We start from the raw sequence: 12,335 nt of genomic DNA on the forward strand, positions 1-12,335 counted from the left end.
TAACTGATATGTTCCAAGGTTATTATACTTTATAGGGAGTATGGATAGTAGGGAGGAATGCTCAAATGAGTTTAACAACAACATTAACATTAAGTAATGAGACAGAAATTCCTGCAATTGGTTTAGGCGTTTATAAAGTAGAAGCAGGCGATGAAGTATATCAAGCGGTTAGGTCTGCAATTGAAATTGGCTACCGGCATATTGATACAGCCTCTTTATATGGGAATGAAGAGGGAGTGGGGAAAGCGATAAAAGACAGTGGAATCCCACGTGAAAAAATTTTTGTTACAACAAAAGTATGGAATGATGAACAAGGATTCGAAGAGACGAAAACAGCAATAAACCGAAGTTTAGATCGTCTTGGGATGGATTACGTTGATTTATATTTAATCCATTGGCCAGTACCAGGGAAATTCACGGATACATGGAAAGCATTAGAAGCGATCTATCAAGAAGGGAAAGCGAAAGCGATCGGTGTAAGCAACTTTTTGCCTCATCATTTAAAAGAATTATTCAAGGAAGCAAAAACAAAACCAATGGTTAACCAAATCGAATTACATCCACAGTTACAACAAGAGGAAACGAGAACGTTTTGTCAAGAACATGGAATTCTTGTAGAAGCATGGGCACCGCTAGGAAAGGCTAGCTATTTTGACCATCCCGTATTACAGGAACTGGCTAAAAAACATGAGAAAACACCGGCACAAATTATCGTAAGATGGCAATATCAAAGCGGTATTATTACTATTCCAAAGTCTATACATAAACATCGCCAAGAAGAAAATGTGAACATTTTTGATTTTGAATTATCAGACGAAGACATGGCTAAAATGGCTGGGATGAATGAGGAAAAGCGAATAGGGAAGCATCCTGATGAATTTGATTATGGGATGTAAAATATGAATAAACCAGGCAAATGCTAAAGTTAGCATTTGCCTGGTTTATTTTTTATCCAGATAGTAAATCTGCAAAATAAATCAGCGTAATGTAAGAGTTTATTTAATATCCTCATTTAACCTATTTCAGAAAAGAATAAGTTATTACCTTTTAATATGACTATCATCCTAAAAGAGTATAAATAAATAGACTCATAAAGTAGTTGTTAGATTAAAAAATAGCAAGTTTATTTGTAAAGATATTTCGCATTAATATTACAATTATATTTCAAACTTGTAAATTAAATTACAGATTAGTTATATTAACCTAATCTTGAAAATAGAACATTCGAATTACCTGAGGAAAATGTAAAATTATCTTTATATAGTTTTTAAACATATCTTTATATTTCGTCAGTAAATCATATAAATCGACAAAAAAAGATAGCTTTAAACAAATGAAAAGATAATAAATTATTTCGAATTCGTGATATAAACAACCATTTTAGGTATAATCTACCTTTTTTTACAATAGTGCTTATCATATCATTACAAATTTAGTAATATTATTACAGCAAACGCAAGTGGTTAAAATTAACAGTTCTATCATGGAAAACGAAGGTTAATAGAAAGAAAGAGGGATAAAAATCGGATGTTTGAATCGAAAAGAAGAGCACTTATATTTATCACGTTATCTTTTATTCTAGCAATACTAGCAGGGCTACTTTTTTACAACAATTTAAATGAACTTAACGCAGATTTGGGTGAGATGTCAGAGGTATTTGTAGTAGAACAGAATATCAATTCAAGGGAACGCATTTCAGCTGACCAAATAACAACAATAGAAATTCCCAATCGCTATGTTACAGATGCACATGTACTTTCAATGGAACAAATTGAAGGTCAAGTTTCAATTATCCCATTAAAAGAAGGAGACTTCATTACACAGAATATACTAAGGCCATTTACAGAACTTACGGATGAAGGAAACCGATTGGTTGAGTTATTAGAGGATAATAGTAAAGTTTTCTTTGATGATGAATTGCAGCATTTAGATCGTGTAGATATTGTAGTCTCGCAAAGTTTTAATGAAGAACCAGTTACCGAGATATTTATGTCCGATGTTCTTGTTCAAAAAGTTATTTCATCTGACAATGGAGAGGGAGTTGCTTTAGAAGTTTCCAGGCAACAGGCACCAGAATTAATTCATATGCAGCATTATGCGGACAATATACATATTCTGAAATCTACCAATGGCAAAAGTGAAATGGCAGAAGATGAAGGGAACACGAAGGAAGATATCGAAGAAGTAACAGAAGAAGTAACAAAAGAGACAGAAGTAACAGAAGAAGTAACAAAAGAGACAGAAGAAGAATCAAGTCAAAGCGATGGTGAGTAAGGCAGAGGAGGGTTCGAAAATGGAGCAAGTCAAAATGCTGTTGGTTTGTGATAATAAACAATTGAAAAATCAATTACTCGAAGAGCTACAACCAGTATATGGGCATTTGGAAACTATTACAAGCTCTGAGTTGCGTAAAGAGATTGATCGTATTTCTCCGCAAATTATCATAATGACGGATGGAGAGAAGGATGAATCCAGTCTTGAACTGATTGAGTATACACAAGATGAGATTGGCGATGCAGCTACACCGGTATTTATCTATTTATCTTATCAGGCAAATTTCCAATTATTACGTGATTTAATTCGACTGGGTGTTAATGATTTCTTTGTTTTCCCAGAGGAATTGACGAATTTTCTGGAACGGTTAGAGAAAATAGTGCTTACTGTTAAAGAACAGCAAAATCCTGAATTTCACCAATCACCATCAAGCCAGGCAATGAAGAAAGGAAAAGGAGAGATCATTTCATTTTATAGTGGGAAAGGCGGGGTTGGACGGACGCTGTTGTCCACACTTTTTGCCCAAACGATGAAATTAGAATCAACTGCTTCTGTTTTATTTATTGATTTGAATTTACAATACGGTGGTGCAGAAAAGTATTTGGGGGTGGAAAGTGCTCGGTCTATTGCGGATCTACTGCCGGTTATAGATGAACTGAATGAAAATCATATTCACAATGTTGTAATGAAAGAATCCTATTCAAAAATGGATTTATTATTAAGTCCCAGAGATGCAGAAGTTGCAGAGAAAATTACCGAAGAACATATCGTCCGATTACTTCGGACATGCAGAAGAGCTTATGATATGGTGGTGATCGATTTACCTATAAATATGGATCCGATTACTTTTAGTGCATTAGAAGAGTCTGAAGTGATCCATTATGTACTAAGTTTAGATACACCTGCAATAAGTAATTATAAGCAAGTTATTAACCTGCTTAAACGTCTGCAAATGGATACAGAAGGACGGATGAAAGTTATCGTAAACCGGATGGATAGGAGCAGCGAATTGACGACATCCGATGTGAAAGAATTTATCGTTGACCCCATTGTCGCAAAATTTAAGGAAGATCGAAAAGGGGTACAACCACTAATTAATAAGGGTGAACCATTAAGAAAAGAAACAAAAGAGAAAAAGTTACCAGCATTATCCAAGCAAGTTCGTAAATATGTTTTGGCACAGTTAAAGTAAGGGGAGAAGTGAAATGGGTTTATTTAGTAAAAAGCCGTCGCAAACAATGCCTGAAGAAACACCAACTTTTTCCGCTTATGATAATCCCTATGTCGAGGAATTAAGTGAACATTATAAAGCAAGATTACTTAATGAAACAAACCTTGATCGATTGACTAGTATGAAGCCAGGTGAGATGAGGCAAGCAATTGAACGTATTATCACTCAATTCATGAGCGAAGAGAAAGTAGTGATCGCTCATCGGGACAAAGAGCATTTACTGACTCGAATTATTGACGAATCTGTTGGTTTTGGTCCACTAGAGCCATTACTGAATGATGTAGAAATAACAGAGATCCTAATCAATGGACACGGGGAAGTCTATATTGAGAAAAAAGGACAATTAACACAAACAAATTTGAAATTTAGAGATGAGCGACATGTTAGACACATTATCGACCGAGTTGTTGCACCAATTGGACGACGAATTGATGAAAGTTCACCAATGGTTGATGCAAGGCTTCCAGACGGAAGTCGTGTTAATGCGGTCATTCCTCCGATAAGTTTAAATGGAACATTAGTATCGATTCGTAAATTTTCGAAAGATCCTTATACAATGGACAACCTTATCGAATTCAACTCGATGGATGAAGCAATGTCGTCCTACTTACAATCGATTGTTGCAGCAAAGATGAATGTGTTGATTTCCGGAGGTACTGGTAGTGGGAAAACCACTTTATTAAATGCTTTGTCACGTTCAATTCCACCAGGTGAGCGGGTTATTACCATCGAGGATTCGGCCGAGTTGAAGCTGGACAGGCCGAATGTTGTAGGATTAGAAGCACGCCCGCCAAATACAGAAGGAAAAGGTGCCATCACCATCCGTGACCTTGTTCGAAATGCTCTAAGGATGAGACCTGACCGGATTGTTGTCGGTGAGGTTCGTGGGTCAGAGGCATTTGATATGTTACAGGCAATGAATACAGGACATGAAGGATCTTTAACAACCGTTCACGCCAACACACCTCTAGATGCGGTTCGACGTCTGGAAGGGATGATTATGATGGCAGGCATGGAATTGCCAAGTTCGATTATCCGGGAATACATTGTTGGTGCATTGGATTATATTGTCCAAATTGAACGTTTGCAGGATGGTCAGCGGAAGACAATGTCGATATCTGAAGTGGTTGTTGATACTAAGACAAAAGGTGTGAAACTCCAGGAGATATTTAAGTACCAGCGGACTGGTTTAAGTATGGATGGAAAAGTACAAGGGTTCTTCACTCCGACAGGAATTATTCCAAAAAATCAATATCGTCTGCAAGTATTCGGCCAAGATGTTCCAGATTCATTATTTGAGGCAGGTGAAGGGGTGAATACAGATGACAGCATCAGTCTTATTTAGTATATCAACAATGTTCGGGATTTGGGGAATATTTAGTTATCTGGATTACAGGTTGAACAAGCAAAAATGGAAAGGGAAGACAAAAGTAGATTTTGAGCATACCCAAAACAGAAAAAGCTTTATTGTAATATGGGGAGAGCGTTTTGACCAAACAGATTATGGAAAAAAACTCGAATTAAGGCTTAGGCGAGTTAATATCATTCTAACGCCATCCGAATTTTGCAGTATGTTATTCGTTGGAGGATTAGGTTTAACCTTAGTTTTCAATATGCTGTTAAAATTTAATCTGTCTATGAGTTTTATATTTGCGATTATAGCTATTGTCGCCATTACTCAATTAATCTTCCTTATAAGAAGAAATAAATACCAGGAGAAATTGAACAACCAATTATCAGAAGTTTGTGTCACATTAGCCAATGCGACACGGTCCGGGATGACACTTAGCCAGGGATTTCAGTTAGTGGCAAGGGAATTAAGTGAACCTTCCAGAAGTGAGTTCAAACAGTTATCTAATGAGCTTAGCCTGGGTTTGGATTTTGAAGATGCTTTACTTAAGTTTCAGAAGAAAATCAAAGGCAGAGAGTATAAATTGTTTATCGTTACACTGCTAACACAAAAAAAAGCTGGTGGAAATCTTCATGAAACTCTTGAAGAAATGGCAAAGGTACTTGATGAACGAAAATTCTTAGAGCAGGAGATTAAAACCTTAACATCTGAGCAGAAATTTATATCATATATAATTCCTTCCATCCCAATTGTTTTGATACTAGCAATTAACATGATGATGGAAGAGTTTACTAAAGTATTATTTACAATACCAGGAATAATTATTTTAATTATCTTCGCTATAGGTACTGTATTTTCATTTATCCTTGTCCAAAAAGTAACCAAAATAAGGGTGTAATTATATGACTGATTTAATAATGATAATTGCCATTCTATCTATTCTTTTACTTGGGATTTCACTTAGTGCCTGGTATCGCTATCTTGGTCAGAAAGATGAAGTGAAGGCGAGATTGCAAGAAGCAAACTATGGTGGAAAAGAAGAACAAAAGAAACAGCCGATATTTCATAAAATCGTCGCCAAAATTCTAACACTTGCTGATGACTTCTCTGAAATCGGAGAGCGATTTAATTTCTTCAGTGAAACAGACGATGTCGCAAAATGGTTAATCCAAGCCAATCATCCATATAGTCTAACAGTAAAAAGATTTCAAGGTCTAAAAATAGTTTTAACATTAATAGGTTTCTTTTCAGGGATTATCGCATTTTTGATTGGATTTCCTTTCCGTCAATTTTTAATTGTGATTTTACCGTTTGTCGGTTTCTTCGGTCCAATTATTTGGATTAAAAATAAAGCAAAAAAACGCCAGGATGAGCTAAGCTATGCTTTACCGGATTTTCTGGACATGGTCAGTGTCACGTTAAAAGCAGGCGCGAGTCTGGATCAAGCATTCAAAGAAATTTCAAATTATTTTGAAGGTCCGATTCAAGAGGAATTTTCCCGCTTTAATCACCGCGCTAATTTAGGAATACCTAGGGAAGAATTATACTTGGAGCTTATCAATCGTACCGATGTTCCAGAGTTTCAGACAGTAATTAAATCATTGATTCGGGGAGCAGAGTTAGGGGTACCTGTTGCAACAACTTTTGAGATACAGTCAGCAGAGATTAGACAACTTAGAAAGGAAAAAGTAAAGGAGCTAGCCGCAAAGGCGTCACCAAAAGTCACCCTGGTAACAACGTTTGTTGTAATGCCAACAGCTTTTATTCTAATAGGTGGATTACTATTATTAAATATCATTTATGATATTTTAGATAGCGGTATAATCGAATCATTTAACTAATAAAAAAAAGACCATGAGCTGTCAAATGTATGGGCATCGCAGCACTGGTCTTTAGATAAAAACTATTTTAGGGAATAGATTTATCTTTTCTCATTATAATTTAAGGAGGTGGTTAGATTCAAGTAAATTGTCTGTCAGCTTTTAAGTTGTTGTAAATGTTGTTGTCTCTATATGTTTATGGTTTTAGGGAATAGTTAGAACTAAAAAATTTATCTATTATTTAGGAGGAAGTTTATTATGACAAAATTAGGTCAGCAATTGTATGTAAAAGGACAAACTGCAGTAAATCGTTTAAAGAAAGATGAAGAAGGTTCAACAGCTGTCGAATTTATGGGCATCGCAGCAGTAGCAGTAGTTATTATAATTGTAGCATTAAATTTCTTTAATAAAGGTGATGGGAAAGGTGGCGTTGAGGGAATATTTGAATTAATTATTGGTGGGGTAGAGAAACTATTTAAATTTGATTGGTAAATTTTATTTGATAGTAAACTGATTATAATGCAATGGTGAAAGGTAAACAACTTCACCATTGCATCATCATTTTAGTTCGAGAGGGTGTAGTCCTTATGAAGTCATTGAGGCATTTGTATAGTGTAAAGTTAATCATTTGTTTGGTTTTTATCTTTATGCTAATAGGATGTACAAATGAGGAAACAGAACAAGAGCCACAACAGCCAAAAGAGGATAAAAGAGGAGAAACAATCGAAGTAAATAATGAACCAGTCAATGAAACGGAAGAAACTCCAATAAAACAAGATGATGAACAACTGGGGGAAGAGTCGAGTGATCCTCTAGCAAATCTTCTGGAACGAGCACCAGAAGAGCCCACTAATCTAGAAGAAATCATTGCTTATCCTGTTGGTCCACTAGCTGGGAATGGACCGAGAAGAGGGATTGAACCGGTAATGGAGAAAGAGGAAATGGCAGACTATGTCATGGAAGTGTTACCGCCAATTAAGGAAGAACAACAAGATGAAGCCTATTTCGATCAATGGTGGCGTGCTTTTCGTTATTTATTTGCAGAAGATTACCCTGATCCCAGACAGATCATTGAGGAATTAAATTATACCCATTTTGGTAATGATGTGTTGGAAGATGAACGTTTTCGATTTAAAGATCAGATCAATGTATTGCTTGTCCTGGATGTGAGTGGAAGTATGGCGAATGAAGTCGATGGAAAATCGATGCTTCAAATGGCTAAAGATTCAATTTACAACTTTTCGTCCGACCTTCCGGATGAGGCGAATATCGGTGTCCGGGTTTATGGTCATGAAGGAGCAAGTACAGGACATTCGAAAGAAGAATCATGTCAAGCTACTGATTTAATCTATGACTTTCAATCAGCCAATGTGAATGATATTCAAGATGTGATTGATCCATTGGCACCAACAGGATGGACACCGATAGGCCTAAGTCTAGAACAGGCAAAGGAAGACTTTTCTGCATTTCCTGGAGAGAATAATACGAATTTAGTCTATGTAGTCAGTGATGGAGCAGAGACATGTGATGGAGACCCTGTAACTGCTGCCAAGGAGTTAGCGGATTCTGATATCGAATCGATAGTAAATGTGATTGGATTTAATGTAGGAATCGAAGGCCAAGCCCACTTACGGGAAATTGCCGAAGCGGGAGGTGGGATTTATACAAATGCAGGGAATGAAGAAGAACTAAAAGAAGCATTGGGAAGAGGTGAAGCATTAATTCAACAGTGGAAGGAATGGAAAGAGGGAGAGCGATCGAGTGCCTATGAACAAATGAGTGATCAGCGTTTACAAGCTACAGAAGATAGAAATGAATGGAGTTACATATTGCGAGATGAGTTCGCTAATCATCTAGCGGTTTTGAGGAAACTCCATCATGACGAAGATTATATAAATAGGGATGCCTTTGATTATATGTGGACAAAAATGCATGAAAAAAAAGATTTCTATGATGAAGTTAGAGAGACAGCATTTGAGCAATTAAAGAATGATATAAAAGAAAATTATGAATCGCATCTCGAGAAAATAAACAAAGAATACGAACAAATGTATGAGGAAGCGTCTTAGTTAAGGGTTTTCCCTTACCTACGATCGATTTCTTTATTTTGAAAACTGATTTCTGCTAATCAAGTAGTGTTTTTTTTGTTTAGTTCATTTATTGGTTGAATTGTATTAATCGAAAGAAAAAGGAGGAATCCCATTGAAACCAAAACAATACATCAAAGATGAAAAAGGCTCCATAAATATCGAATTTATGGGTCTGTTGCCATTTATTATCATTATATTTGTCGTATTTGTTCAAGTGCTCATATCAGGCTATTCTATTCTGCTTGCCCAGAAAGCTGTACATGAATCAGCTAAAGTGTACTCGATTACTGGTAGTGAAACAGAAGCAAGAGATGTAATGGATAAATTCACCTCCACAAGTCTACTAAGCTATTCTGACTTTCAAGTGAAAAATGAGGGTGATAATTATTTCACTGTTAATTTTACAGGAAAACACGGCATATTTGTTGGTCCAAGCTCTTGGCGAGATCTATTCGAGTTACCACACTATACATATAGCAGGATGATAGAATGAAAATGAAAAATATTTTAAAAGATGAAAAAGGCAGTGCGTCGATTATAACTTTAGGAATAGTCTGTTTCGGGGTTGTATTGATTTTCCTGTTTTTTAACTATGCTAAGATCTATATTGTTGCCGAACGTTCCAACACATCTGCAGAGCAGGCGAGTTTAGCCGCAACTTCTGTTGTATATGATGAAATGCTGGATTTAATCAATACTTTTCAATATGCCTGTGGAAATGTAGCAGGTGTAGACATTGCCTGCCCATTGAGAGAAAAATATGAATTATTGAAATCGTCTAATTCATCCTTATCAGAACATGAGGCGATTGATAAATTTCTATCAAACTCGGCAATTCTGACATTAAGAAAAGCTCATAGTGTCTATTTATTGGAATTTGAAGTCCGGCGGAGCTTAATTTCTGCAAAACCCGCAGTGAAAAATGCAGTACAACAAGTGGTAGACAAAAACAAAGGAAATAAAACTGACACGACGATTACTTATTTTAATAGTGATAATCGAATAGAAGTAGAGACTTCTGCTGAATACAAGAATATGGAATCTAGCTTTTTAGGAAGAATTACTGAAAATATTGAAAATACTGGGGTAGGACTTGAAATAAAATTTTTAGAAAGTTTAAGTTTTTTCCCTAGCGAAACCTTTTAATCTTTAATATACCGTTATCAGAGAGGAGGAAGCCAATTGAAGCTAAATCATAAAATCACATTGCTTTTTGTATCATTAATTGCCCTGTTATTACCGACTGCATGCTCCTCTAGTGATGTTCATGAGGTATTCGCTAAGGAAAAAGATCTGGTTGAAGAAATGCCAACAGATTTAGCGGGAATATTAGAATACCCTAAAGGTTCCTTAGCAGATCTTTCGTTCAAAGAAAATAAAGAGTCCATGTTAGAAACTGTTAAATCTATTTTACCACCAATTGATGAAGAAAAAGAGGAAGCGTATCTGGAAGATTGGTGGAATGTTTATTATTCCTTGGTCAAGGAAGCCTATCCAGATCCTGAAGGTATCTTCGTAGAACAGCAACTGGAACCTTTTACACATCCATTATTAAAAGAAAAAGAGGTTATTCCACTGAAAGAACAAGTGAATGTACTTATCGTGATGGATGTAAGTGGAAGTATGAAACAGGAAATTGATGGGAAGAGAATGATAGATATTGCGAGGGATTCTATTATTCAGTTTACGGAGGAATTACCGGAAGACGCGAATGTTGGTTTACGGGTTTATGGTCATGAAGGGGATAGCAGTAAGGATAAGGAGAAGAAATCTTGTGAGAGCTCTGAACTAGTCTATGAACTGCAGCCATTAGATGAAGAAGATTTTTATGATGAGATCGAACGATATGACCCTGCAGGATGGACCCCATTAGCCCTAAGTATTGAACAAGCTAAAGAAGATTTGGCACAGTTCCCTTCTGAGCAAAATTCTAACATCATTTATGTAGTAAGTGATGGAATGGATACATGTGGAGGAGATCCGGTAACTGTTGCAAAGTCACTTACTAACTCCGATATTAAACCAATCATTAATGTAATAGGTCTAAATGTTGATGAAGCTGGTCAAACGGAACTGCAAAAAATTGCAGAAGCAGGACGAGGAGAATATACACCAGCGGGAAATGAAGAAGAGTTACAAGAAGCATTTGAACGTGCAGAAGAAATGATTAATGAGTGGAAGATTTGGCAACAATTTGCGAGTAATAGAGCAGATGAACATAAAAAGGAACAAATAGAAGAGGCAGATGCTTTTTTAGAAAGTTGGCAGGAAGTGAACCAACGAGAAGGGAGTAGCGTCTTTTCGATCATTAACGATTTACGGAGTTCAGGCTATATAACAGATGCCGCACATCGCTACTTTGCTATTAAACGTACAGAAAGGGAACTATCTTATAACGAAATTGGAGAGAGTGCATACAAAGACATCGTGGAAGCTATTGAATCCAACTACAAGGATCAAATGAACTTAATTAATAAAGATATTGAGGAAAATTAACTAATATTGGAGGGATTTTCATTGAAATCCAGAGTTTCTACACTTTTTAAGTGGATTACTGGCGGTTTAGAAGCATTTTGGGGAATACCATTCGTTGGCGGGACGATTATATTAGGGTTAGCATGGACCCCTTTATTCGTGATGCTTGTACTGCATATTGTTACATTAGTTTTTTCTATTCAAGAAAAGAAAAATATACATGGAAGTATTATTGGAATTGTTACCTCTTGTTTAGGCTGGATCATTTTTTTAGGTATGATTATGCATATAATTAGCGCCATTGTGCTTTTGATAGATGCATACAAGGATCAGAAAGAAACAAAAGAAGTTGTGACAGAATTCTAGCTTATGCCATATAAACAATGAAGGTCCCTAGCGCGATAAACGGTGCCATAGGGATTTCTTTTATGTACATTTTATCAGGATATATTTTCTTTAATAAGAGAATAGGAACAGCAATCAGTGCTGTTAATAAATAACTATATAATAATATGTAAAAACCTGCATTGATACCAAATGCTAAACCAAGTAGTGCGAATAATTTAATATCCCCACCGCCTAGTGAATTGGAAAACATAGCAATAAGGAAACAAATACCCCCCACAAGCAGGAAACCTAGTATGTATGTAAGGATATTTTGAAGATGGAACACAAGATGATAAAGACCAAAATAGATCATACCAGGGAAAGTCAGCCAATTGTAAATTCGCCTGCTTTTCAAATCTGTAAAAGTAGAGATTACTAGAATAATAGCAATTGGGACAATAAAAAGAACAACATACATGTAAATACCTCCCATTTCATGAAATTATATCCAAAATTATATCATATCGTGAACACACTTCCTATAGTTAATTTTAAAACTAAGAAGTTTAAACAATATTACAAGGTTCAACAGCTGTCGAATTTATGGGCATCGCGGCAGTAGCAGTGGTAATTATTATGATAGCTATGAATTTCTTTGATGGTGGAAAAGGAAACGGCTTAGTAGACACATTACTAGAAGGTCTCGTAAGTGGAGTAACAGGCATATTCAAATTTAATTAATTTTTTTTTAACAATGGTTGAGAAAT

The 12,335-nt window shown here is 36.0% G+C and carries 14 protein-coding genes; 13 read left to right on the plus strand and 1 reads right to left on the minus strand.

Going from position 1 to position 12,335, the window contains the following annotated elements:
* The first annotated feature begins 65 nt into the window (after positions 1–65).
* From ACFOY7_RS08430 to ACFOY7_RS08485, 12 genes are all read left to right on the plus strand, one after another.
* Positions 66–896 carry an aldo/keto reductase gene (locus tag ACFOY7_RS08430; protein WP_390251317.1) on the plus strand — a complete coding sequence of 277 codons (831 nt, stop codon included), beginning with the start codon at positions 66–68 and terminating at the stop codon, positions 894–896.
* A 631-nt stretch (positions 897–1,527) separates the two neighbouring features.
* On the plus strand, positions 1,528–2,274 hold the full coding sequence (gene cpaB, locus ACFOY7_RS08435; protein WP_390251319.1) for a Flp pilus assembly protein CpaB: 747 nt from the start codon (positions 1,528–1,530) through the stop codon (positions 2,272–2,274).
* Between the two features lie 19 nt (positions 2,275–2,293).
* Entirely contained in the window at positions 2,294–3,466 is a 1,173-nt protein-coding gene (locus ACFOY7_RS08440) for an AAA family ATPase (protein WP_390251321.1), read from the plus strand.
* A 13-nt stretch (positions 3,467–3,479) separates the two neighbouring features.
* Positions 3,480–4,850, plus strand: a complete 1,371-nt coding sequence (locus tag ACFOY7_RS08445) for a CpaF family protein (protein WP_390251323.1) — start codon at positions 3,480–3,482, stop codon at positions 4,848–4,850.
* Positions 4,828–5,754, plus strand: a complete 927-nt coding sequence (locus tag ACFOY7_RS08450; protein WP_390251325.1) for a type II secretion system F family protein — start codon at positions 4,828–4,830, stop codon at positions 5,752–5,754. Before ACFOY7_RS08445 ends, ACFOY7_RS08450 begins: the two co-directional genes overlap by 23 nt.
* Before the next feature lie 4 nt (positions 5,755–5,758).
* On the plus strand, positions 5,759–6,697 hold the full coding sequence (locus ACFOY7_RS08455) for a type II secretion system F family protein (RefSeq protein WP_390251327.1): 939 nt from the start codon (positions 5,759–5,761) through the stop codon (positions 6,695–6,697).
* Positions 6,698–6,934: 237 nt separating this feature from the next.
* Positions 6,935–7,168, plus strand: coding sequence for a hypothetical protein (locus tag ACFOY7_RS08460; RefSeq protein ID WP_390251329.1), 234 nt, complete (start codon positions 6,935–6,937; stop codon positions 7,166–7,168).
* 95 nt (positions 7,169–7,263) lie between these two features.
* Positions 7,264–8,745: a vWA domain-containing protein gene (locus ACFOY7_RS08465; protein ID WP_390251331.1), complete on the plus strand. Its 1,482-nt coding sequence runs from the start codon at positions 7,264–7,266 to the stop codon at positions 8,743–8,745.
* A gap of 133 nt (positions 8,746–8,878) precedes the next feature.
* Positions 8,879–9,259, plus strand: coding sequence for a hypothetical protein (locus ACFOY7_RS08470; protein WP_390251333.1), 381 nt, complete (start codon positions 8,879–8,881; stop codon positions 9,257–9,259).
* On the plus strand, positions 9,256–9,912 hold the full coding sequence (locus ACFOY7_RS08475) for a hypothetical protein (RefSeq protein ID WP_390251335.1): 657 nt from the start codon (positions 9,256–9,258) through the stop codon (positions 9,910–9,912). The genes ACFOY7_RS08470 and ACFOY7_RS08475 overlap by 4 nt, the downstream gene beginning before the upstream one ends.
* 36 nt (positions 9,913–9,948) lie before the next feature.
* On the plus strand, positions 9,949–11,262 hold the full coding sequence (locus ACFOY7_RS08480) for a vWA domain-containing protein (RefSeq protein WP_390251337.1): 1,314 nt from the start codon (positions 9,949–9,951) through the stop codon (positions 11,260–11,262).
* Positions 11,263–11,283: 21 nt separating this feature from the next.
* A complete protein-coding gene (locus ACFOY7_RS08485) occupies positions 11,284–11,607 on the plus strand; it encodes a hypothetical protein (RefSeq protein WP_390251339.1) in 324 nt (107 codons plus the stop codon).
* A gap of 1 nt (position 11,608) precedes the next feature.
* On the opposite strand, the gene ACFOY7_RS08490 is transcribed toward ACFOY7_RS08485, so the two are convergent.
* Entirely contained in the window at positions 11,609–12,046 is a 438-nt protein-coding gene (locus ACFOY7_RS08490) for a prepilin peptidase (protein ID WP_390251341.1), read from the minus strand.
* Positions 12,047–12,171: 125 nt separating this feature from the next.
* Here ACFOY7_RS08490 and ACFOY7_RS08495 point away from each other — a divergent pair, with 125 nt between their 5' ends.
* Positions 12,172–12,309 carry a hypothetical protein gene (locus ACFOY7_RS08495; protein WP_390251343.1) on the plus strand — a complete coding sequence of 46 codons (138 nt, stop codon included), beginning with the start codon at positions 12,172–12,174 and terminating at the stop codon, positions 12,307–12,309.
* Positions 12,310–12,335 lie beyond the last annotated feature (26 nt).

The sequence above is a fragment of the Gracilibacillus xinjiangensis genome, assembly GCF_042651765.1.
In the GTDB taxonomy this organism is placed as follows: Bacteria; Bacillota; Bacilli; order Bacillales; family Amphibacillaceae; genus Gracilibacillus; species Gracilibacillus xinjiangensis.